The sequence below is a fragment of the Streptomyces shenzhenensis genome (genome assembly GCF_021462265.1).
Classification (GTDB): domain Bacteria; phylum Actinomycetota; class Actinomycetes; order Streptomycetales; family Streptomycetaceae; genus Streptomyces; species Streptomyces shenzhenensis.
In genome coordinates this window covers 1-23,306 of record NZ_JAJONF010000053.1, presented here as the reverse complement: position 1 = coordinate 23,306, position 23,306 = coordinate 1, and the positions used below count along the sequence as shown (strand labels likewise).

General features: G+C 71.9%; 15 protein-coding genes and 1 other RNA gene. 9 read left to right on the top strand and 7 right to left on the bottom strand.

Annotated features, from left to right (window positions below; genetic code table 11):
- Position 1: 1 nt before the first annotated feature.
- From LQ326_RS40335 to LQ326_RS40310, 6 genes are all read right to left on the bottom strand, one after another.
- Positions 2-2,194, bottom strand: coding sequence for a bifunctional glycosyltransferase family 2 protein/CDP-glycerol:glycerophosphate glycerophosphotransferase (locus LQ326_RS40335; RefSeq protein WP_234544049.1), 2,193 nt, complete (start codon positions 2,192-2,194; stop codon positions 2-4).
- A 124-nt stretch (positions 2,195-2,318) separates the two neighbouring features.
- Positions 2,319-4,580, bottom strand: coding sequence for a bifunctional glycosyltransferase/CDP-glycerol:glycerophosphate glycerophosphotransferase (locus tag LQ326_RS40330; RefSeq protein WP_234544048.1), 2,262 nt, complete (start codon positions 4,578-4,580; stop codon positions 2,319-2,321).
- A gap of 190 nt (positions 4,581-4,770) precedes the next feature.
- Positions 4,771-5,610, bottom strand: coding sequence for a carbohydrate ABC transporter permease (locus tag LQ326_RS40325; protein WP_234544047.1), 840 nt, complete (start codon positions 5,608-5,610; stop codon positions 4,771-4,773).
- Positions 5,607-6,950 (bottom strand): carbohydrate ABC transporter permease, encoded by a 1,344-nt coding sequence (locus LQ326_RS40320; RefSeq protein ID WP_234544046.1) that lies wholly within the window; start codon positions 6,948-6,950, stop codon positions 5,607-5,609. The genes LQ326_RS40325 and LQ326_RS40320 overlap by 4 nt, the downstream gene beginning before the upstream one ends.
- A 13-nt stretch (positions 6,951-6,963) precedes the next feature.
- The gene (locus tag LQ326_RS40315; RefSeq protein WP_234544045.1) at positions 6,964-8,340 is read right to left on the bottom strand and encodes an ABC transporter substrate-binding protein; all 1,377 of its coding nucleotides are present in this window, start codon (positions 8,338-8,340) and stop codon (positions 6,964-6,966) included.
- 241 nt (positions 8,341-8,581) lie between these two features.
- A complete protein-coding gene (locus LQ326_RS40310) occupies positions 8,582-12,250 on the bottom strand; it encodes an FHA domain-containing protein (RefSeq protein ID WP_234544044.1) in 3,669 nt (1,222 codons plus the stop codon).
- 418 nt (positions 12,251-12,668) lie between these two features.
- Here LQ326_RS40310 and LQ326_RS40305 point away from each other — a divergent pair, with 418 nt between their 5' ends.
- The 4 genes from LQ326_RS40305 (at position 12,669) to LQ326_RS40290 (ending at position 18,371) form a co-directional block, all read left to right on the top strand.
- Complete coding sequence (locus LQ326_RS40305) at positions 12,669-14,411, top strand: serine/threonine-protein kinase (protein ID WP_234544043.1); 1,743 nt, start codon at positions 12,669-12,671, stop codon at positions 14,409-14,411.
- A gap of 111 nt (positions 14,412-14,522) precedes the next feature.
- Positions 14,523-15,755, top strand: coding sequence for a serine/threonine-protein kinase (locus tag LQ326_RS40300; RefSeq protein WP_234544042.1), 1,233 nt, complete (start codon positions 14,523-14,525; stop codon positions 15,753-15,755).
- Between the two features lie 578 nt (positions 15,756-16,333).
- A complete protein-coding gene (gene prfB / locus LQ326_RS40295; RefSeq protein ID WP_234544041.1) occupies positions 16,334-17,440 on the top strand; it encodes a peptide chain release factor 2 in 1,107 nt (368 codons plus the stop codon).
- A 307-nt stretch (positions 17,441-17,747) separates the two neighbouring features.
- The gene (locus LQ326_RS40290) at positions 17,748-18,371 is read left to right on the top strand and encodes a hypothetical protein (RefSeq protein ID WP_234544040.1); all 624 of its coding nucleotides are present in this window, start codon (positions 17,748-17,750) and stop codon (positions 18,369-18,371) included.
- 93 nt (positions 18,372-18,464) lie between these two features.
- On the opposite strand, the gene LQ326_RS40285 is transcribed toward LQ326_RS40290, so the two are convergent.
- Positions 18,465-18,659 carry a hypothetical protein gene (locus tag LQ326_RS40285; protein WP_089106595.1) on the bottom strand — a complete coding sequence of 65 codons (195 nt, stop codon included), beginning with the start codon at positions 18,657-18,659 and terminating at the stop codon, positions 18,465-18,467.
- Positions 18,660-18,916: 257 nt separating this feature from the next.
- Here LQ326_RS40285 and ftsE point away from each other — a divergent pair, with 257 nt between their 5' ends.
- From ftsE to ssrA, 5 genes are all read left to right on the top strand, one after another.
- On the top strand, positions 18,917-19,606 hold the full coding sequence (ftsE, locus tag LQ326_RS40280; RefSeq protein WP_234544039.1) for a cell division ATP-binding protein FtsE: 690 nt from the start codon (positions 18,917-18,919) through the stop codon (positions 19,604-19,606).
- A gap of 35 nt (positions 19,607-19,641) precedes the next feature.
- Positions 19,642-20,559, top strand: a complete 918-nt coding sequence (gene ftsX / locus LQ326_RS40275) for a permease-like cell division protein FtsX (protein ID WP_181806164.1) — start codon at positions 19,642-19,644, stop codon at positions 20,557-20,559.
- A 68-nt stretch (positions 20,560-20,627) separates the two neighbouring features.
- Positions 20,628-21,797 (top strand): S41 family peptidase, encoded by a 1,170-nt coding sequence (locus LQ326_RS40270; protein WP_234544038.1) that lies wholly within the window; start codon positions 20,628-20,630, stop codon positions 21,795-21,797.
- Positions 21,798-21,896: 99 nt separating this feature from the next.
- Positions 21,897-22,439 carry an SsrA-binding protein SmpB gene (gene smpB, locus LQ326_RS40265; protein ID WP_234544037.1) on the top strand — a complete coding sequence of 181 codons (543 nt, stop codon included), beginning with the start codon at positions 21,897-21,899 and terminating at the stop codon, positions 22,437-22,439.
- 93 nt (positions 22,440-22,532) lie between these two features.
- Positions 22,533-22,933, top strand: a transfer-messenger RNA (tmRNA) gene (ssrA, locus tag LQ326_RS40260).
- Positions 22,934-23,306: the final 373 nt, after the last annotated feature.

Here is a 23,306-nt window from a genome sequence, read left to right as displayed (position 1 = left end):
GTCAGCTCCTGACGAGGGTCGCGGCCGGGGCGGGCAGGCGTTCGGCGAGCGGGATCACCGTCGGGATGTCCTGGGGCGGCCGGCCGAGGAACACCCGCCGTACGACGCGTTCGGCGGCCAGGCCGTCGTCGAACTGGCAGAAGCGCGCCCGGAACTCGGCCCGCAGCCGCCTGGACTCCGGGCCCCGGTAGGAGCCGTCGCGAAAGAGCCGGGCCAGCTCCTCCGGGGTGCGGGCGACGGGTCCCGGCGGCTCGGCCATCAGGTCGAAGTAGACGCCCCTGGTCTGCCGGTAGACCTCCCAGTCGTCGGCGTAGACGACGATCGGCCGGTCCAGGTTGGCGTAGTCGAACATGATGGAGGAGTAGTCGGTGATCAGGGCGTCCGCGGCCAGGCACACGTCCTCCGCCGAGCGGTGCGCGGTGACGTCGATGACCCGGCCGCCGCCCTTGCCGGCGCCCCGGTCGTAGAAGTAGTGGGCGCGCAGCAGGACGACGACGTCCTCGCCGGCCGCCTCGCAGAACGCCTCCAGGTCGAGGCCGGGCTCGAAGCCGGTGTGGTGGTCGCGGTGGGTGGGGGCGTACAGCACGGCCGTCCTGCCGTCCGGGACGCCGAGTCTGCGGCGGGCCCGGACCACGTCGTGGGCGGTCGCCGTGTAGTAGACGTCGTTGCGCGGATAGCCGTACTCCAGGGTCTGGTACGAGCCGGGGAAGGCGCGCTCCCAGGTCTGGGTCGAGTGGCGGTTGGAGGAGAGGTTGAAGTCCCAGCGGTCGACGCGGCCGAGCAGCTTGGTGAAGCTGCCGGTCTGCGCGGCGACCACCGGGTACGTCGACTGGTCGACGCCCATCTTCTTCAGCGGGGTGCCGTGCTGCGTCTGGACGTGCACGCTGCCCGGTCGCTTGACGACCCCCTCGGCGAAGTTGGCGTTGTTCACGAGGTACTTGGCGCGGGCCAGCACCTGCCAGTAGCGGCGGCTGCCGATCACCGCGTAATCGACGTCCCGCGGCATGGTGTGCTCCTGGCCGGCCTCGACCAGGAACACCGAGCGGATGTGCGGGGCGAGATCGCGGGCCACGGCGTGGATCGCGGCCGGGTTGCAGACGTAGCCGCGCCCCCAGTAGGCGCAGTACACGGCGAGGTTCGGATCCAGCGGGCGGCGCAGGTCGAGGGCGTACCGCAGCCGGGTGAGCGGCAGGTGCGGGCGGGGCAGCAGCTCGGCCGCGCCGTCCACGACCCGGTTGGCCCCGCGCAGGACCCGGAACGCCGTGTACGCGCCCGCCGCGAGGAGCCGGTGCTGGACTCCCACACTCCCGCCCGGCATCCGGAACCCGGCGGGCCGGTGCGTGCGGTGCAGCCGGGCCGCCCGCCGGAAGAACGCCCGGTGCCCGGACGGCATCCGGTCCGGCCGCGCGGCCGTCTTCAGCACCACCCCGAAGACCTGCTCGAACAGCGCCCGCGCCCGGTCGCCGGGCAGCCCGGCCGCCCGCTCCAGCACCAGCTCCGCCTGGTCGAGGAGTTCATGCTGGTGCGGCCCGGGCAGATTCAGCCGGCTGCCCTGCCTGCGCAGCCGGTGCCGTACGACCACCGAGCGCAGCACCGCGATCCGCTCGGCGGCGACCGTGGTCAGGCCGCCCCAGCCGAGGTCGGTGAAGTGCCCGTCCGGAAAGCGCAGCCGCCGTTCGGCCAGGAAGGAACGGCGGTAGGCCGCGCTCCAGGCCGGCAGGGCCACGCCCGTCAGCCGGGGCGCCCGGTCCGGGGAGAACGCGCCGTTCGGGGCGCCCGCCAGCAGGGGTGCCGCCGGGTTGGTCGGCTCGCCCTCCCACCAGGGGGTCCGCTCGTGCTCCAGGTACAGGACGTCCACGTCACCTGTCTCGGCGAGCCGCGCGTCGAGCAGCGCCAGCGCGCCCGGGACCAGGACGTCGTCGCCGTCGAGGAACAGCAGGTATGTGCCGTTCGCCGCCCGCATCCCGGTGTTCCGGGCTCCGCTCAGCCCGGCCGACGGCGGTGAGTGCACCGGGGTCACCCGGGAGTCCCGCTCGGCGTAGGCGGCGGCGACCGAGGCGGCCGGGGCGTCGGGCGCGTCGCAGACCGGGATCAGCTCCAGGTCGCCGAAGGACTGGGCGAGGACCGAGTCCAGCGCCTGGGAGAGCCGGCCGGCGACCCCGTGGGACGGGACGATGATGCTGAAGCGGGGCATGCTGCTCTTTCTCAGGTGTGCACGCGGCCCGGCCTTCCCGCCGGCCGCCAGGTGGACGGCCGGGACGGAGTGGGCCGCGAGGTGTTGGGGGACATGAGAGGACTCCCTGCAAGGCAAACGGCGTTCAGCGGCCCTCGGTGACGGGCGGATGGCCGGAAGGTTGCGGAACGGTGGCCAGCGGGGAGTGGGTGAGCCCCGGGACCGCCGAGGGCACGGGGTGCCGCCTGGCCAACGGGATGAACTCCGGCAGCCCGCCCGTCTCGCCGAGCACCACGTGCCGGACGACCCGCTCGGCGGCGCGTCCGTCGTCGTACCGGCAGAACCGTTCGCGGAACGCGGCGCGCAGCTGGGCGGAGCGGGAGCCGCACCAGTGGCCGGTGGCGAAGATGTCGATCAGTTCGTCCTCGGTGCGGGCGACCGCGCCGGGCGGGCTGGAGCGCAGGTCGAAGTAGGTGCCGCGGGCCGCGTGGTAGGCGTCCCAGTCCTCGGTGTGCACGACGATCGGCCGGTCCAGGTTGGCGTAGTCGAACATGAGGGAGGAGTAGTCGGTGACCAGCGCGTCCGCGGCCAGGCAGAGCGACTCGACGCTGGGGTGGCCGCTGACGTCGATCACCCGGTCCCCGGACGACAGCGGAGCGCCGTGCCAGTAGTGGGCGCGGGCCAGGATCACGAAGCGCGGGCCGAGGCGGCGCGCGATCCGGTCCAGGTCGAGGACGGGGCGCTGGGTGCGCCGGTAGTCGCGGTGGGTCGGCGCGTACAGCAGGGCGACCGTGTTCCGCGGGACACCGAGCGACTCGCGGATCCGGGTGACGTCGGCCGAGGTGGCCTGCTGGAACACGTCGTTGCGCGGGTAGCCGTATTCGAGGGTCCGGTATCCGCCGGGGTAGACGCGTTCCCAGGTCAGGGTGGTGTGCCGGTTGGCGGACAGTACGTAGTCCCACTTGTCGACGCCCCGCAGGAGCTCCTCGAAGTCCATGCCGGCGGCAGCCGCCGGGTGTTCCTGGAGGTCGAGGCCCATGTGCTTGAGGGGGGTGCCGTGCTGGGTCTGCACGAACACCTGACCGGGGCGTTTTCGCAGCCGCCGGTCGAAGTTGACGTTGTTGACCAGGTACTTGGAGCGGGCCAGCGCCGTCCAGTAGGCGAAGGTGCCCGGACGCAGCCGGCGCGGACCCGGCGGGATCGTGTGGTGGTGTTCGGAGCGGGCGATCCACGCGGTGCGGATGTGCGGGGCATGGGTGCGGAACGCCTTCTCCAGCGCGCCCGGATTACAGCTGTGACCGCGGTTCCAGTAGGCGGCGAAGACCGCGCGGTCGGCGCGCAGCGGGAGCCGCAGCTGGACGCGGTAGTGCAGCTGGAGCAGGGCCGACCGCAGGCCGCGGGCGGACTTGACGGCGGCCTTCAGGGCGCGGCGGCGGGCGGACATCGCCAGTTGGAGGGCGCGATAGGTGCGGTGCAGGCCGTAGTGGACGAGGCCGTGACGCAGCCGGGTGCGCCACGGCAACGGCGTGCCCTTGGCCTGGTAACGGCGGTAGTGGGCGCGGGCGGTGCGCAGGAACTCGGCGCGGCTGCCCTTCGGGAGCCGGTTCCGCCTGGTGAACACCGTGCTGAAGTGGTCGATCATGCGGCGGAACAACACCGGCCGCCAGTGCGCCAGTTCGGGCCGCTGTGCCAGGAACGCGAAGACCCGGTCGTACTGTTCGAAGATGTCGAAGTGCCGGCGGCTCGTGGTGCCGAGGATGTTGCCCTGGCGCCGCTGCCGGTAGTCCACGCAGACCCGGTCGAGGGTCGCGATCGACTCGGCGGTCATCAGGACCGGGTAGGTCCAGGGCGTGTCCTCGTAGTAGCCGGGCGGGAAGACGAAGCCGTGCTCCTCGACGAACTCCCGCCGGTACGCCTTGTTCCAGGCCACCATCAGCACGCGGAGCAGGCCCGGCCGGTCTTCGAGCCGGAAAGGCGCCGGGCCCTGTTCGGTCAGGTGCGACGCGAGCCTGTTGCGCTCCGCCCGGCCGGTCCAGAACGTCCGCGCGTAGTCGTACACGAGCACGTCGGGATCGCCGGTCTCCTTGATCCGGTCGGCGATCGCCCGCAGCGCGTGAGGCCTCAGCGTGTCGTCACCGTCCAGGAAGAGCAGGTAGTCGCCGCGCGCCTGCGCCGTCCCCGCGTTGCGGGCGCCGCCCAGGCCCTGGTTCTCCGGCAGGTGCAGGGCCCGCACGCGCGCGTCCCCGGCCGCGTACTCGTCGATGACCGCGCCGCAGGCGTCCGGTGAGCAGTCGTCCACGGCGATCAGTTCCAGATCGGGGTACGACTGCGAGAGCACCGAGTCCAGGCACTCGCGCAGATACGCCTGGACCTGGTACGCGGGGACGATGACACTGAACCTGGGCAAGGGACATCCATGGGTCGGTCGGCGCGGGCGTTCTGCCCGGGAACGGCCAATGGAGTGATTTGGTTACGGTTCCCTACGTCATGTGGGTTACGTTCCGTGAGAGGTCAGGGGCGAGCCGCTGGCCGGCTCGCCCCTTTTCAGAACCCTTCGCGTGGTTGTCCGCCCCGTGTGAGGCTGTCCGACTGTGCGGTCACTTGACCGCGCCGGCCATCACCCCCGACACGAACTGCCGCTGGAACGCGAAGAAAACGGCCAGCGGGATCACCATCGAGATGAAGGCGCCGGGCGCGAGGACGTCGACGTTGTTGCCGAACTGGCGTACCTGGGTCTGCAGCGCGACCGTGATCGGCTGGGTGCCCGACTTGGTGAACACCAGCGCGACCAGCATGTCGTTCCACACCCACAGGAACTGGAAGATGCCCAGGCTCGCGATCGCGGGCCCGCCGAGCGGCATCACCACCCGGGTGAACAGCCGCAGTTCACCGGCGCCGTCGAGACGGGCCGCCTCCAGCAGCTCCCGCGGGATCTCCGCGAAGAAGTTCCGCAGCAGGAACACCGCGAACGGCAGCCCGAAGCCGACATGGAAGAGGATCACCCCGAAGATCGTCCCGAACAGGCCGATCTTCCCGAAGAGTTCGGCGATCGGGATCAGGGCGACCTGGACGGGCACGACCAGGAGACTGACCACGATCAGGAACCACCAGTCCCGGCCCGGGAACTCCATCCACGCGAACGCGTAACCGGCCAGCGCCCCGATGATCACGACCAGGATCGTCGCGGGGACGGTGATCAGCACCGTGTTCCAGAGCGAGCTGGTGATGTCGCCGTTCTCAAGGAGCTTCTGGTAGCTCTCGAAGGTGAGCTGGGACGGCTTGCCGAACACCTGCCACCAGCCGCTCGCGCTCATGTCCTCGGGGGATCTGAGGGAGGACGCGAGCAGCCCGATCGTCGGCACCAGCCAGAACAGGGCGACGACGATCAGGAAGACCCGCACCAGCCCGCCGTTGATCTTCTCCAGCAGCCAGCTCATCGCCGCTCCTCCCGCCGCAGCCGGCGAACATTGAACAGCATCACGGGGATGACCAGCAGCAGCAGGAACACCGCGATGGCGCTCGCGATGCCCGGCTGGCCCTCTGAGAAGCCCTTGCGGTACAGCTCCAGGGCGAGCACGTTGGCGTCGTCCTGTGAGGAGCCCGGCGCGATGATGTACACGAGGTCGAAGACCTTCAGTACGTTGATCATCAGAGTGACGGTGACCACCGCGAGGACCGGTGCGAGCAGCGGCACGGTGATCTTGCGGAACACCTGCCACTCGGTCGCCCCGTCGACCCGCGCGGCCTCGAGCAGTTCCCGGGGCACCCCCGCCAGCCCGGCCGCGATCAGCACCATCGCGAAGCCCGCCCACATCCAGACGTACGATCCGATGATCGCGGGTGTGACGAGGGACGGGCCGAGCCAGTCGACGCCGTTGTAGGGCTGTTTGAAGTTGCTCGCCGGCAGCCGGAGCTGGGCCCCGTCGGCGGAGGCGGGGAGGGTGAAGGTGCCGTCGCCGGCGGCCTTGGTGGACGCCACCACCACGCCGTTCCGGACCGCCTCGATGCGCATGCCGGAGTAGCCGAGCTCGGAGGGGTCGGGGGAGCCGAGCCTGCCGACGCCCTTGCCTCGGGTGAAGTCCTGCCAGGTGGTGCCGGTGATCTTCCCCGGGTCCGGCTTGGCCGCCACGGCCTTCTCGACGCCGTCGGGCATCTGGTCGGGAGCGACGCCGACGAGGGGAAGGGTGACGGTCCGGCCGGTGTGGACCGTCGCCTTGGTGATGAAGCCGCCCTGGTCCGGTTCGAGGGGCGACTCGCGGCCCGGGTGGGCGTTCGGGAACGCCGAGGACTGGGCGAAGGTGTCATGGATGCCGACCCACACCGCGTTGGCGACGCCCTTGTCCGGGTCCTGGTCGTAGACGAGGCGGAAGATGATCCCGGCGGCCAGCATCGAGATCGCCATCGGCATGAAGACGACCAGTTTGAAGGCCGTGCCCCAGCGCACCCGCTCGGTCAGCACGGCGAAGACCAGACCGAGGGCCGTGGAGACGGCCGGCGCGAACACCACCCAGATGACGTTGTTCTTCAGGGCGGTACGGATGCTGTCGTCCGTGAAGATCGCCTTGTAGTTGTCGAAGCCGGCGAAACCGCTCCCGTCGGCGTTGTAGAGGCTGCGGATCAGCGAGTACCCGATCGGGTAGACCACGAGCGCGCCGAGCAGCACCAGGGCGGGGAGGAGAAACAGGGCCGCCACGGTCCTACGGGTACCGGTCACGCTCTTGCGGGGCTTGGGGGCGGCGGGGGTCGCGGCGACCCCCGCCGTTGCGGGTGATGCCATCGCCGGGGCCCGGTCAGCTTCCGCTGCCGTAGGCGGCCGCCGCGTCCTTCTCCAGCTTCGCCTGCGTGCCCGCCACGTCCGCCGGGTTCTGCAGGAAGTCCTGGAGGTCCTTCCACTCGCCCTTGCCCGGGGTACCGCCGAACGCCTGCGGGGCCTGGTCGGACATGTCGAAGCGGAAGTCGTCACCGGAGGCGATCAGGGACTTGGCGATCGTGCGCTGCACCTCGTTCGGATAGGCCGAGTTCGGCACGTTCTTGTTGGGCGAGAGGTAGCCGCCGAGCTTCGCCTGGATCGTCGCCGCGTCCGGGGAGGCCAGGAACTTCGCCAGCGCCTGGGCGCCCTTGGAGTCCTTGAAGATGACGGCCGCGTCACCGCCGGAGACCACGGGGGCGGTGGAGCCGACCGCCGGGAACGGGAACACCTTGGCGTCCGTGCCCACCTTCGCCTTGGTCTCACCGATGTTGACCTGCACGAAGTCGCCCTCGTAGACCATCGCCGCCTTCGGCTGGTCGCCGCCGGTGAAGGTCTGGGTGACCGAGGCCGGGAACTCCGTCTGCAGCGCGCCGGACGCGTTGCCCGCGACGTACCCCTTCTTGCCCCAGACCTGGGCGAGCGTGGTCAGCGCCTGCTTCACCGACGGGTCGGTCCACTTGATCTTGTGCTGGGCGAGCTGGTCGTACTTCTCCGGGCCCGCCTGGGAGAGGTAGACGTTCTCGAACCAGTCGGTCAGCGTCCAGCCGTCGGCGCCGCCGACCGAGAACGGGGTGACCCCCGAGTCGTACACCGCCTGCGCCGTCGTCAGCAGGTCCGGCCAGGTCGCCGGCACCTTGGCGCCCGCGTTCTCGAAGACCTTGGTGTTGTACCAGACCAGCGACTTGTTGGCGGCCTTGTAGTAGACGCCGTACTGCTTGCCGCCGACCTTGCCGATGTCCTGCCAGCCCTGCGAGTAGTTCTTCTGCACTTCCGTGACCGCGTCCGCGCCGAGCGGCTTGGCCCAGCCCTTCTGCACGGCCTGCTTGATGGCGCCGGGCTGCGGCAGCAGCGCGATGTCCGGCGGCTGACCGCCCGCGATCTTCGACCCGAGGAAGTTGATGATCGGGTCCTGGGCGGGCACGAAGGTGACCTTCGCGCCGGTGCGCTTCTCGAACTCCGCGAGGACCTGCTTGAAGTTCTTCTGCTCCTGGCCGGTCCAGACGGCGGCCACCTCGAGGGTGGTGCCGTCCAGCTTCGGCAGGGTGAGGGTGCTGGTCTCGGTGGCGCCGGTGCTGTTGTCGCCGTCGGACTTCTTGTCGTTGCCACCGCACGCGGTGAGTGCGAGGGATCCCGCGAGCAGTGCGGCGAGTGCGGCGAGGGCCCTGTGTGTCCGGCTGGTGTTGCTCATGACGCGCATCACTTCCCCGTTCGTCGTTCCTCGTTGAACGTCAGAACTCTGTCCCGTGGGCAACCGGTCTACGCGGGGGCCGCCTGTGCGGCAAGGGTGCCTACGGGGGAGTGCCGGGGATCGTGATCGCCTCGTGATCAGTGACCGGGGTCGGTGCGGGTGTCCACCGGGGGCTGGGGCCCCCGGACCCCCGCTTCGGCCTGAACGGCCTCGTCCTCGAACGCCGGACGGGCCGGTGTTCCGCCCTCGTTCACAGAAGCGAGGGCACCTCCGCCGCCGAAACCTCCTTCGCCGCCCGCTCCACCGCGCTGGCCAGCAGGGCCAGGTCGGTCGGGCCGTTGCCCAGCTCTCGGATCGGGCGGCGGGCCGGGGGGTCGCCCATGCGGTGCCAGTCGAGGGGGACGACGGTGGGGCGCTGGGTCGCCGTGCGCGGGATGCGGCCCGTGACGCGGCCCGTCTGGAACCCCGTGGTCCGGCCGTCCGGGGTGGTCAGACGGCCGCGGCCGGGCGCCGGTTCGTCGGGGCCGTCGGCCGGGGTGTCCAGGGTGATGCGCAGGGTGGCCTGCCGGGCCGGCTCCGTCTCCGCGGTACGGCCGCCGGTGCCGGCCGCCGCGACCAGGTGCACGCCGAGCCGCTCGCCCTCCTTCGCCACCGCCTCCAGCGCCCGCATCACGGAACCGGCGGCCGGGCGGCCCGGTGAACCGAGGGCGGGGGAGACCAGGGCGTCCAGGTCGTCGACCACGACGACGAGCCGGGGCAGCGGCGGCGGCACCTCCGCCCGTCCGCGGGCCGCGGCGCCGGCCGACGGGCGCAGGCGGAGTGTCGAACTCGGCGGGGCCTCTATGTCGCCGGCGCCCGAGGCGGCCGGGCGGGCGCGCTGCGGGACGATGCGGCCGGAGACCTCCCGCCGGCCGTGCCAGTCGGTGAAGTCGGAGCGGCCCAGCAGCTCGGCCCGCCGCTTCAGCTCGGCGCTCAGTGACTGCGCCAGCTCCCGCATCCGCACCGGGTCATTGGCGGTGAGGTGGGTCGTGACATGCGGTATGTCCGTGCAGATCCGCAGGCCCTCGCCGTGCCCGGCACCGGTGCCGACGCCGTCGCGGCCGTCGATCAGGACGATCCCGAGCCGGTCGGGGCGCTCGGCGGCGGCCAGCGAGGCGACTATCGCCCGCAGCAGCTCCGTACGGCCACTGCCGGGCGGGCCCTCGATCAGCAGATGCGGTCCCTCGGACACCAGGTCGGCGGTGAGCGGGCCGTGCGGTCCGGCGCCGAGCACCGCCCGCGCCCGGCCGCCCAGCGACTCGGTGTCGTCGGCGGCGTCCGCCCAACGGGCCATCAGCGACGCCGGGGTCGCCCTCGCCAGTCCCAGTTCGTCCAGCAGCCGGGCGGACTGGGGGAGCGGCGCGGCGACCCGGGGGTGCCGGTCGGCGGCCGGGCCGCCTGGGCGCAGCGGGGACAGCGCCCTCGCGAACCGCTCGGCCCAGGCGGCGGAGACCGCGTCCACCGCCGCCAGGGTGCCGGGGCCGACCGGGCCCGGGTGACCGCCGTGCGCGGCCGAGACCCGCATCAGGTGCAGCGCCGTCGCCACGTCTCCGCTGAGCAGGGCCACCGCGCCGCACTCCCGGAACGTCGGCGTCACCGCACACGCCTCCTCGTAGGTCCGGTCGACCGGGGAGGCGGACGAGGCGGGGGCCGTCTCCGCCAGGCAGAGCACGTGCACTCCGGCCCGCGGTCCGGCGACGGCCAGCCGCGCCACCGCGTCGCGCAGCGCGGAGCCGCCGGGGTCGCCGTCCACGACGACGACCGTGTACGGCCCCGGGAAGCCGCCCCTGCCGTCCTCGTCGGCGCCGAGGTCACGGGCCCAGGAGGGGCGGTGGGCGGCATCCGCGGGCGAGGCCTGCGCCGCCGGACGGGGCGGGGCGGGTGCGTGGGCCGGTGCCGGACGGCCGGCGGGGGTGGCCGGTCTGCGGGGAGCGGACAGCTCCTCGGTGCGCCGCAGCAGCTCCTCGACGCGGGCCGCCGCCTGTTCGCGGTCGTAGGCCAGCAGCAGGCGGCAGTCCTGGCCGTGCCCGGGGCGCACGTGCGGAAGCCAGCCGAGCCAGGACCACTCGGCCGTGCGCTCCTCCAGGGAATGGGCCCGGTCCGCGCTGATCAGCACGATCTCCAGCAGGTCGGGCGAGTGCAGCGCGGCGAGCTGGGCCAGGACCGCGCGGGCGAGGCCGGACAGGCGGGTGCGCGGTCCTGCCAGGCCGAGGGCGCCGGCCTCGCGCAGATCGGCGGTGACCGGGACGGCGGGGAGCAGGCCCGAGCCGTCGGGCGCCGGGCGGTCCGCCGTGCCGAGCCGGACGGTGAGCGCCTCCGGGTGGCCGGGGCCGCGCTCCCAGAGGCGGGGGCCGGGGCCGAGGGCCGTCAGCAGCAGCGCGGCGGGATCGGGCCAGGTCTCCGGGTGGGCGGGCACACCGACGGACGCGATGCCGCCGTCCGCCGCCGCGGCTTCGTCGTCGGCGGCCGACGGGGGCTCACCGCGCCCACCGGCCAGCCGCCGCGCCCAGGCCCCGAGCCCGCCGCGCCTGCGGGCGCCGGGCAGGACGGGGGCGTCGGTACCGCGGAGGGGGGTGCCTTTGCGCCTGCCGGAGGGGGCGGCGGCATCGGTGGGGGTGCCGGCGAGGGCGCCGCCGTCGGGGTGGACGCCGCCGTCGGTGTGGGCGGGGAACGCGGTTGCCGGGGCCGGGGAGCTGGTGGCGGAGCTTTCGGCGCTTCCGGGACTTCCCGGGGAGCTCGGGCCGCCGAGCGCTCCGGCTCGGCCGGCATGCGTGTCACCCGCACCGCCGTTCGCGGCGGAGGCGGGTGCGGCGCCGGAACCGCCGCGCGGGCCCGGCAGCGTCCCGCGATCGCCGGCCGGCGGGTATCCGCGGCGGCCGCTCTCGTTCCCGCGCCGGGGCGGAGGCGACTCGATCCCCTGTCCGGCGGACGACGGGAACCCGCCCGCGTGCCCGGTCGGCCGCCCGCTTTCCCGCTCGGTCCGCGGTGATCCGCCCCCGCGGCCGGCCATCGGCAGCCCGCCGTCCCGGCTCTCGATCCGCGGTGCCTCCCCCTGCGCCGGCACCACCGGGCCGTGCTCCTGGCCCCCGGATCCCCCGCCCGCGGCTCCCCAGCCCGCGGTGCCGTAGGCGTGATGGGTACGGCCCGCCGGACCTGCCGTACCGCCCCCCGGGCCGGCGGAACCGTCGTCGGCCTCCTCGTCCCCGGTCAGGACGCGCACGTACCCCTCCCCGTCGGGCGCCGTGCCCACCCGGGCCCCCGGTCCCCCGGACGGCGTAAGCCGCAGGGCCGATTCCCCGATCCGCAGGAGCGAGCCCGGGGTGAGGCGGACCGGGCGGTCGGTGACGCGGGTGCCGTCCAGCGACGTGCCGTTGGTGGAGTGCAGGTCGGCGACCGAGACCCGGCCGTCGGCCGCGACCGTGACCGCGCAGTGCAGCCGGGAGACGTCCGGGTCGTCGAGCGGGACGTCGGCCTCGGCGGAGCGGCCGATGGTGATCTGGCCGCCGTGCAGGAGGTGGACCCCGCCCGCGTCCGGGCCGGCGATCACGTGCAGCTGGGTCGGGGCGTCGTCCAGCTCGGGGTGCGGCTCGGGGGCCGCGGGGGCGCCCAGGGACAGCACCGCGCCGTCGACCAGCGGGGGCTCGCCGAGGACGCGGCGGCGGGCGTCCAGCCGCTCCGCCCCGGCGTACAGCACGACCGGGGCGCCGCTCTGCTCACGGCCGCCCAGGCTGCCGTCCCCGGTGACCGCCGAGGCCAGCCCCGACGCCACCGCGGCCAGGTCCGTGCCCGCGGGTGCCGTCACCAGCACGTCGCGGCTCACGGCCCGGCCCCGCTGCGCGGCAGGACCCAGCGGGTCTACGACGGTCAGCCGGATCTGCATCGCCGTCAGCGGTCCCTTCTGCGCGGGCGCGGAATTCCCCCCACCGCCACGAGCACGTCGGCCAGTTCTGCTGTCAAACGCATCCTCGCACCTGCCACTGACAACGCGCCCACGCCCCGATGGTAAGTGATCTTGATTGGTCAGCTCTGCCCCCAAAAGTGCCTGCCCGACACCGCGCGGACGATCACTTGAGATCGGTCACGTCCGAGCCTGGCAACCAGTGGACCGAAGCAAGCGTCTTTCCATCGAACGCAGGCCGGAACGCCAACGTATGGGGATACGTCGGGAACGCTTATCGGCTCCCTACCGGGGAGGGGAAAGCACAGCCGGACGACAGCCCGGTCCCAGGGGCCACGGCACTAGAGTGGGTCGGACACACGGGTCGGAGACATTCAGCAAGCAGCAGGGAGCGCATGACGTGCGGCCGGTAGGCAGCAAGTACCTCCTGGAGGAGCCGCTGGGACGCGGCGCCACCGGTACCGTCTGGCGTGCCCGCCAGCGGGAGACCGCGGGCGCCGAGGCGGCCGTGCCCGGCCAGCCCGGCGAGACCGTCGCGATCAAGGTCCTCAAGGAAGAGCTCGCGAACGACTCCGACATCGTGATGCGCTTTCTGCGGGAGCGCTCCGTCCTGCTCCGGCTCACCCACCCGAACATCGTCCGGGTCCGGGACCTCGTCGTGGAGGGCGATCTCCTCGCCCTGGTCATGGACCTCGTCGAGGGCCCCGACCTGCACCGCTACCTGCGCGAGAACGGCCCCTTCACGCCCGTCGCCGCCGCGCTGCTCACCGCCCAGGTCGCCGACGCGCTCGCCGCCAGCCACGCCGACGGCGTGGTGCACCGCGACCTGAAGCCCGCCAACGTGCTGCTCGCGCAGTACAACGGCCAGATGCACCCGATGCTGACCGACTTCGGCATCGCCCGCCTCGCCGACTCCCCGGGCCTGACCCGCACCCATGAGTTCGTCGGCACGCCCGCGTACATAGCTCCCGAGTCCGCCGAGGGCCGCCCCCAGACCTCCGCCGTCGACATCTACGGCGCAGGCATCCTGCTGTACGAGCTGGTCACCGGCCATCCGCCGTTCTCCGGCGGCAGCGCCCTGGAAGTCCTCCACCAGCACCTCAGCGCCGAGCCCCGCCGCCCCTCGACCGTCCCCGACCCGCTGTGGACGGTCATAGAGCGCTGCCTGCGCAAGAACCCCGACGACCGCCCCAGCGCCGAGAACCTCGCGCGCGGCCTGCGTGTCGTCGCCGAGGGCGTCGGCGTGCACGCGAACTCCGCGCAGATCGCGGCGGCCGAGGGCGTCGGCGCGCTGCTCGCACCCGACCCGGCGCCGACCGCCGTACCGGGCGCGGCCGACCCGACCCAGGTACTGCCGAACACCGGCACGCCGATGGGGGCGTACGACCCGAACGCCGCGACCAGCGTCCTCCCGCACACCGGCGGGCCGGGGCCGTTCGGCGCCGCCGACCCGACGGCCGTGCTGCCGAACACCGGTGCCGCCGACCCCACGGCCGTCATGCCGCCGATGCCCCAGGGGCAGCCGGGCCAGTCCGGCGGGCAGCAGCCGGAGGAGCCGCACCCCTGGCAGAGCCAGCTCCGCGCGGCCCGCGACCGCAACGAGCAGACCCAGGTCCAGTACTTCGACCCGGGTGAGGACCCCCTGCGCCGCCGCCCGCAGCGGCAGGTGGCCCGGCCGCAGCAGCAGCCGCCACGCCAGGCCCCGCAGCAGCAGCCGGTGCGCCGGCCGCAGCCGCGCGGCCAGGGCGGGCCGGGTGGCCAGGGCGGGTACGGGCAGCCGCCCGCCGGGTACGGCCAGCAGCAGCCCGCGGGGTACGGCGGCGGGCGGCCGCAGCAGTACGCCCCGCCGCCGCAGCAGCCCCAGCAGCGGTACGCGCCCCCCGCCCCCGCCGAGCCGCAGCAGCGGGCCCCGCGCGAGCCGCGGCAGCGCAGCGCCAACCCGATGCGGATCCCCGGGCTCGGCTGCCTCAAGGGCTGTCTCTTCCTGGTCGTCATCCTGTTCGTCGCGGGCTGGCTGATCTGGGACCTGACCCCGGTGCACACCTGGGTCGGCCAGGGCAGGGGCTACTGGCACCAGCTGAGCGACTGGGCGAAGTCGGTCGGCAGCTTCATCGGCGACCTGGGCAACAGCTCCAGCAACTGACCGCCAGTCTGTGGATTTGTCGACATCTGACGGGTGATTTCCGCCTCCCTGGTGAAGGTTGGCTCTTCGTGCGCGTAGTTTTGTCGGCAACACGCGTCTGTAGGAGCAGCCTTGGCACGGAAGATCGGCAGCCGGTACACCGCGAACCAGATCCTGGGGCGGGGCAGCGCCGGCACGGTGTGGCTGGGCGAGGGGCCGGAGGGGCCCGTCGCCATCAAGCTGCTGCGCGAGGATCTCGCGTCCGACGAGGAGCTGGTGGGCCGCTTCGTGCAGGAGCGCACGGCACTGCTGGGCCTTGAGCACCCCCATGTGGTGTCCGTCCGTGACCTCGTCGTCGACGGCAACGACCTCGCCCTCGTCATGGACCTGGTCCGGGGCACGGATCTGCGCACCCGCCTGGACCGGGAGCGGCGGCTCGCCCCCGAGGCCGCCGTCGCCATCGTCGCGGACGTCGCGGACGGGCTGGCGGCGGCGCACGCGGCCGGGATCGTCCACCGGGACGTGAAGCCGGAGAACGTCCTCCTCGACATGCAGGGTCCGCTGGGACCGGGCGGCTCGCACCCGGCGCTGCTGACCGACTTCGGTGTCGCGAAGCTCATCGACTCCCCGAAGCGGACCCGCGCCACGAAGATCATCGGTACGCCGGACTACCTGGCCCCGGAGATCGTCGAGGGCCTGCCGCCCCGCGCGTCGGTGGACATCTACGCACTGGCGACGGTTCTCTACGAGCTTCTCGCGGGCTTCACCCCGTTCGGCGGCGGCCACCCGGGCGCGGTCCTGCGCCGCCATGTCACGGAGACCGTCGTCCCGCTCCCCGGCATCCCCGAGGAGCTCTGGCAGCTGCTCGTCCAGTGCCTGGCGAAGGCGCCGGCGTCCCGGTTGCGGGCGTCCGAGCTGGCCGCGCGGCTGCGGGAGCAGCTGCAGACGCTGGCGGGGATGCCGCCGCTGGACGTCGACGAGCCGGAGACCGAGACGCCGCAGGAGACCGAGGAGCCGGCCGCCGCCGCTCCGGCCGCGGAGGAGCAGCGGGTACGGCGCCGGGGGGCCGTCTCCCTGGTGCCGGGCGCGAAGCCGGACTCCAACCGGGACACGCACACGTCGATGCGGGTGCCGGGCCCCGACGAGCTGGCGGGCGGCGCCCGGGGCACGGCACGGGTGCCGAGGGCGGCGGGGGCGCCGCGGCCGGGGTCGGCGCGGCATCGCGTGGCGGCGCGGCGGCGGAGGGTGACGTTCGCGGTGGCCGGGGTCGTGGTCGCGGCGGTGGTCGGTGTCGGCGCGTGGCTGGCGTCGTCGGGGGACGACTCGGCTCCTTCGCAGGAGACGCACAGCACGTCGACGCCGTGACCGGCCGGGTGCGGGTGGTGGCTCCGGCGGTCCTTTTCGCCCACCCGCCCGCCCGACTCGGTGGGCGGCGAGTCACCGTCACGGGGCTCCGCCCCGGACCCGGAGGGGTGCGAGCAGGCCGACGGTGTGATGGGTCGGGTGCGGGTGGTGGCTTCGGCGGTCCTTTTTGCCCACTCGCCCGCCCGACTCGGTAGACGGCGAGTCACCGTCACGGGGCTCCGCCCCGGACCCCGACGGGTGACGAGCACGCGGCAGGCAAGCGGTCGAAGCGCCCGGTGGTGGGGGCGGGCATCCGCGCGTGAGCGGGACGAGGCGCCCGTTGAGGATGGGCGAAGACCCTGCACAGAGGCAGGCGAGACGTCGCCCAGTGCCGGGCCCGCGCGTACGCGGTACGCGGGCCCGTGGACACCCCCGGCGTGGGTCGGCGGACACCCCCGGCGTGGGCCGGCGGGCGCCCCCGGCGTGGGTCCGCAGGCACCCCGGCGTGGCCCCGCGGGCACCCCTGGCGTGGCCCCGCGGGCGCCCCCGGCGTGGGTGGGCAGGCGTCCGTTGGTTGAACGAGCCGTTACGCTGGAGGCGTGGCAGTTGTCGATGTATCCGAAGAGCTCAAGTCCCTCTCCTCGACCATGGAGTCGATCGAGGCCGTTCTGGACCTCGGCAAGCTGAGGGCAGACATCGCCGTGCTTGAGGAGCAGGCGGCCGCGCCGTCCCTCTGGGACAACCCGGACGAGGCGCAGAAGATCACCAGCAAGCTGAGCCACCTGCAGGCCGAGGTCAGGAAGGCGGAGGCGCTGCGCGGGCGGATCGACGATCTTGCCGTGCTCTTCGAGATGGCCGAGGAGGAGGACGACCCGGACACCCGCGCCGAGGCCGAGTCCGAGCTGACCGCCGTCCGCAAGGCGCTGGCCGAGATGGAGGTCCGGACGCTGCTCAGCGGGGAGTACGACTCCCGGGAAGCGCTCGTGAACATCCGCGCGGAGGCCGGTGGCGTCGACGCCGCCGACTTCGCCGAGAAGCTGCAGCGCATGTACCTGCGCTGGGCCGAGCAGCACGGATACAAGACCGAGCTCATCGAGACGTCGTACGCCGAAGAGGCCGGCATCAAGTCGACCACCTTCGCCGTACAGATCCCGTACGCCTACGGGACCCTCTCCGTGGAGCAGGGCACGCACCGGCTCGTGCGGATCTCGCCGTACGACAACCAGGGGCGCCGCCAGACCTCCTTCGCCGGTGTCGAGGTGCTCCCCGTGGTCGAGCAGTCCGACCACGTCGAGATCGACGAGAGCGAGCTCAGGATCGACGTCTACCGGTCCTCCGGGCCCGGCGGCCAGGGCGTCAACACGACCGACTCCGCGGTGCGCATCACGCACCTGCCCACCGGGATCGTGGTCTCCTGCCAGAACGAGCGGTCGCAGATCCAGAACAAGGCCACCGCGATGAACGTGCTCCAGGCCAAGCTCCTTGAGCGGCGCCGCCAGGAGGAGCAGGCCAAGATGGACGCACTCAAGGGCGACGGCGGCAACTCCTGGGGCAACCAGATGCGGTCGTACGTCCTGCACCCGTACCAGATGGTCAAGGACCTGCGCACCGAGTACGAGGTGGGCAACCCCGAGGCCGTTTTCAACGGCGAGATCGACGGGTTCCTGGAGGCCGGAATTCGCTGGCGCAAGCAGCAGGAGAAGTAACTTTGTCGACTTGCCCACGGTAAGTCGTCTCATCGGGAACTGCCGCCCCAGGGGCGGCAGTTCTGGTATGCCTGGGTTTTACGTCACACTCACAGGCTTCAACTCCCCGCATTCGGCGCGCAATTGGACATCGCGCCCGCAACGGCCTTGACGTTGCTTTGAAAAGTGGGAAGGGTGAAGCGTGGCATGCGTATCTCTGGGGCGCATGTGAACCGGGGGACTTGGCAACGCCTTTACCGCCCCCGTCGATCACGGCCGGCCCCATGCGCCCGCTCATTGACTATCAGCTACTGGGGGTAGCAACCAGATGACCAAGAAGACGCGGATCCGGGTCGCGCGGCTCGCCGCCGGCGCCGTGATCGCCGCCGGTGCCTCGCTGACCGCGGCCGGCGCGGCCTCCGCCCTCTCCATCGGCGTCAGCGCCGACGAGAGCGGTGTCTCGGCCAACGTCAACCTCGGCGCCGACGACCCGACGGACAACCCGACCGAGATCCCGACGACCTCGGCCGATCCGACCGAGACGGCGACCGGCGAGCCGACTCAGGAACCCTCCGAGTCCAGCGAGCCGACGGACGAGCCCACCCAGCCGACCGACGAGCCCACCGAGCCCACGGACGAGCCGACCAGCGACACCCCGTCCGACGGCAGCACCGGCGGCAGCGGTACCGGCGGCCACGGTGGCCACGGTGGCGGCAACAACACCGGCACCGACGGCAACTCCGGCACCTCCGCGCAGGAGGAGGGCTCCTCCGCCCTCACCGACACCGGCTCGTCGAACACCCAGGCCCAGGGCGGCGGTGACCAGCTCGCCGAGACCGGTGCCGGACAGACGGCCTTCCTCATCGTCGGCGCCGCCACGATGATCGCCGGCGGTATCGGCTTCCGCGTCCTGCCGCGCCTCATGGGCGGCCGCGGCGGCGCCGCCGCCTGACCGTAGGCGGCCGCTCACGGAGCGTACGCGCATCGCACGGTGAAGGGCCCGGAGCAACCGCTCCGGGCCCTTACCCTGCTTGTGTGAGTTTCGTTACGCGGTCTGGTGCGCCGCCAGCAGCGCCACCGCGGCGATCAGCACCGCCAGCAGCCCGATCAGCGCCATCGGGTTCAGACCGCCGAGGAAACTCTCCTGCTGAAGACGCTCGCGGTTGGCGCGGCACACAGGGCACCGGCCTTCGCTCACGGGCGCCGCGCAGTTCGCGCACACCAACCGGTCGTACGTCATGCGCTCGCCCTCCTTGCACCGGCCATCGCCTACACAACGCTCCGCGGAACGAGAACGTTCCCCTCCCACTGTGCCAGGTTCCCCCGGAAAGAGCGCGGCCGTCCGGCGACCTCGCCCCGGCGCTCGGGGGTACTCGGCCGGGACCGCCAGGGAATAAAACCGCACAAGCCTCACCCAACCGTGACCGGCGCCTGCGCTTCCTCACCCGACTCGCGTATGGTCACGCTCATCTACCCCCGGCGACCCGTGGTGCATCCGTGATCCGATTCGACAATGTCTCCAAGGTCTACCCCAAGCAGACCCGCCCCGCACTCAGGGATGTGTCCCTGGAAGTGGAGAAGGGCGAGTTCGTGTTCCTCGTGGGGTCCTCCGGCTCCGGAAAGTCCACCTTCCTGCGGCTGGTCCTCCGTGAGGAGCGGTGCAGCCAAGGCCAGGTGCACGTCCTCGGCAAGGACCTCGCCCGGCTGTCCAACTGGAAGGTGCCGCAGATGCGCCGCCAGCTCGGGACGGTCTTCCAGGACTTCCGCCTGCTGCCCAACAAGACGGTCGCCGAGAACGTGGCCTTCGCCCAGGAGGTCATCGGCAAGTCCAAGGGCGAGATCCGCAAGTCCGTGCCCCAGGTGCTCGACCTCGTCGGGCTCGGCGGCAAGGAGGACCGGAGGCCCGGCGAGCTCTCCGGTGGTGAGCAGCAGCGCGTGGCCATCGCGCGCGCCTTCGTGAACCGGCCCAAGCTGCTGATCGCGGACGAGCCCACCGGCAACCTCGACCCGCAGACCTCGGTCGGCATCATGAAGCTGCTGGACCGCATCAACCGCACCGGCACCACCGTGATCATGGCCACCCACGACCAGAACATCGTGGACCAGATGCGCAAGCGCGTCATCGAGCTGGAGAAGGGCCGCCTCGTCCGCGACCAGGCCCGCGGCGTCTACGGCTACCAGCACTGACCGCGACCGTTTACGGAAAGGCATAACCCGAGGCCATGCGTGCCCAGTTCGTACTGTCGGAGATCGGAGTCGGTCTCCGCCGCAATCTGACGATGACCTTCGCGGTCGTCGTCTCGGTCGCCCTGTCCCTGGCGCTCTTCGGTGGCTCGCTCCTGATGAGCGACCAGGTCAACACCATGAAGGGCTACTGGTACGACAAGGTCAACGTCTCGATCTTCCTCTGCAACAAGAGCGACGCCGAGTCCGACCCCAACTGTGCCAAGGGCGCGGTGACCGAGGACCAGAAGAAGCAGATCCAGGCCGACCTCAGCAAGATGTCGGTGGTCGAGAAGGTCACCTACGAGTCCCAGGACCAGGCGTACAAGCACTACAAGGAGCAGTTCGGCGACTCGCCGCTCGCCGACTCCCTCACCCCGGACCAGATGCAGGAGTCGTACCGGATCAAGCTCAAGGACCCGGAGAAGTACCAGGTCGTCGCGACCGCCTTCGACGGTCGTGACGGGGTCCAGTCCGTCCAGGACCAGAAGGGCATCCTCGACAACCTCTTCGGCCTGCTCAACGGCATGAACTGGGCGGCCCGCATGGTCATGGCCCTGATGCTGGTGGTCGCCCTGATGCTGATCGTCAACACGGTGCGCGTCTCCGCGTTCAGCCGTAGGCGCGAGACCGGCATCATGCGCCTGGTCGGCGCCTCCGGCTTCTACATCCAGGCCCCGTTCATCGCGGAGGCCGCCGTCGCCGGCCTCATCGGCGGCACGGTCGCGTGCGGATTCCTGGTGATCGCCCGCTACTTCATCATCGACCACGGCCTGGACCTGTCCCACAAGCTCAACTTGATCAACTTCATCGGCTGGGACGCCGTGTTGACCAAGCTCCCCCTCATCCTCGCAACAAGCCTTCTGATGCCCGCGCTTGCCGCGTTCTTCGCGTTGCGCAAGTACCTGAAGGTGTGACGCATGCCAAGAGGGCCGTACGGGCAACAGCCCGTACGGCCCTCTTGCCTTGTCCTAGACTCACCCGCATGTCAGGCCGAGAGCTGTTCTGTCAGCCCCGCCGGGTTCGCCGGGGGGCGGCTCTGACGTTGGTGTTCGCCGGGCTGCTGGTGACCGGGGCGGCCACCGGGGCGTTCCCCGACCCGGGGCAGTCCGACCGGAAGACGCCCGCCCGGGCCGCCCACCCGGGCACCGGGCACGAGGATGTCGCGAAGGCCGCCGCCGAGGCGATGGCTGACGGCAAGTCCCCCGTGGAGGCGGCGGAACGCGCGGTCAGCCGCAGCGGGGACCGGTGGGCCGCGGTCTACTCCGAGGGCGAGTACCAGGAGTTCCAGGAAGCGCTCGACGGCCAGTACACGGGCGTGGGGTTGTGGGCCCGGCGGACCGCGGACGGGCGGATCGACGTGAGCAAGGTGCAGGCCGGGTCGCCCGCGGCCGCCGCGGGGATCAGGAAGGGCGACCGGCTGCGCAGCGTGGACGGGGAGGACGTCGACGGGCGGCCCGTCACCGACGTCGTCGCGTTACTGCGCGGTGACGCCACCGACGCCCGCGCCGGTACGACCGTCACCCTGGGCCTCCAGCGCGGCACGCGCGCGTGGAGCGAGACGCTGTGCCGGGCGCTGCTGTCCACCGACTCGGTGACCGTGCGGAAGCCGTCCGCCGGCATCACCGTCATCAAGATCTCCGCCTTCACCAAGGGCTCCGGGGAGCTCGTGCGCGCCGCTGTCCGCCAGGCCCCGGCCGACGCCGGCATCGTCCTCGACCTGCGCGGCAACTCCGGCGGACTGGTCAGCGAGGCCGTCACCGCCGCCTCCGCCTTCCTCGACGGCGGCCTGGTCGCCACCTACGACGTCGACGGCGTCCAGCGCGCCCTGCACGCCGAACCGGGCGGGGACACCGCGAGGCCGCTGGTCGCGCTGGTCGACGGCGGCACGATGAGCGCGGCCGAGATGCTCACCGGCGCCCTCCAGGACCGCGGCCGCGCGGTCGTCCTCGGCTCCCGCACCTTCGGCAAGGGCTCCATCCAGATGCCCACCCGCCTCCCCGACGGCTCGGTCGCCGAGCTCACCGTGGGCCACTACCGCACCCCCTCCGGCCACGCCGTCGACGGCCGGGGCATCACCCCCGACCTGGAGGTCTCCTCCGGGGCGCTGCGGCGCGCGGAGACGGTCCTCAGCGGCCTGGGCGATCCGTCGTAGCCCGGCGAGGGTTCTCGCGGCCCTGTGGAACCCGCCGCTAATCCGCTTCCCCCGCACCCCCTCCGTAGTGCGAAAATGGAGGGCACTATGGCCAAGGGAATGTATGTACCGAAAGAGTCCCAGCAGAAGCAGCAGGGGACGGCCGCCAAAGCCCGGGACGGCGAGAAGGGCGGCAAGCGCAAGATCGTCGCGCAGAACAAGAAGGCGCGGCACGACTACGCGATCATCGACACCTACGAGGCCGGTCTGGTGCTGTCCGGCACCGAGGTGAAGTCGCTGCGGCAGGGCCGGGCCTCGCTGGTCGACGGCTTCGTGCAGATCGACGGCAACGAGGCGTGGCTGCACAACGCGCACATCCCCGAGTACAGCCAGGGCACCTGGACCAACCACTCGGTGCGCCGCAAGCGCAAGCTGCTGCTGCACCGGGAGGAGATCGACAAGCTGGAGGTCAAGGCCCAGGAGACCGGTCACACGATCGTGCCTCTCGCCCTGTACTTCAGGGACGGCCGGGCGAAGGCGGAGATCGCGCTCGCCCGAGGCAAGAAGGAGTACGACAAGCGGCAGACCCTGCGTGAGCAGCAGGACCGCCGGGAGGCCGGGCGTGCCATCGCGGCGGCGAAGCGGCGGCAGCGGGACGCGTAGGGCCACGGGAATGTAGTGGCACCCGCGTGCGTTAGTCACGTACGATGGCACCAACACCGGAGGAAGCCGGTGTGAAGATTGAAAAATCAACATGGGGATGATCGGTTTCGACAGCGGATGTCGAGGCAGGGGAAGCGTGTCGAGAAAGCGGCCATGATCTCGTAAACCACAGGCCGAAAAAAATAATCGCCACTTCCAAGCGCGATTCCTCCCAGCAGGCCTTCGCCCTCGCTGCCTGATCTCAGGTAGCGATAGCGAGCCTCCTACAAAGGGAGTGTCAGCCCGGGGCTGTTCCCGACCCGGATCCTGGCATCAGCTAGGGGACTAAACCTTGATCCCGGTCACGGGGTGAAGAGGGAAATCTAACAGTGACTGGGCCCGTCGGCGACTTGTTCGCGTGATCGCCGGGGCCGAGAAAAGCACAGCGAACTGCACACGGAGAAGCCCTGGTTCTGCACCGTTGGACGCGGGTTCGATTCCCGCCATCTCCACAATCTCCATGTTGCGAGGGCCCGGTGGTCACAGACCACCGGGCCCTCGTCGTGTCCGCGGGGCCCCGCGGACCGGTGCACGATGATCTCGTTCGGTCAAAAATTCTTCAAAGGTGTCACACAAGTTTACTAAAGTGGGGTGCGCGCACTGAGCTGAGCCGACCACTTGGCCACCGCGCACGACCATCAGCGACCGGGGGAACAGCGTCGCCATGGGGAGGGGCCGGCGGCTCTGACCGCCGCCACGGCACACGTCACCTCTTCGAGTGGGGCCCCCGTCTGCCCTCTTCATGGAAAACGGGGTGTCCTTGTGCGTTCCAGACCCGGGCTTGTCATGCCCCTTACGCGAAAAGCCGGCCGGCTCAGGCGTCTCGTC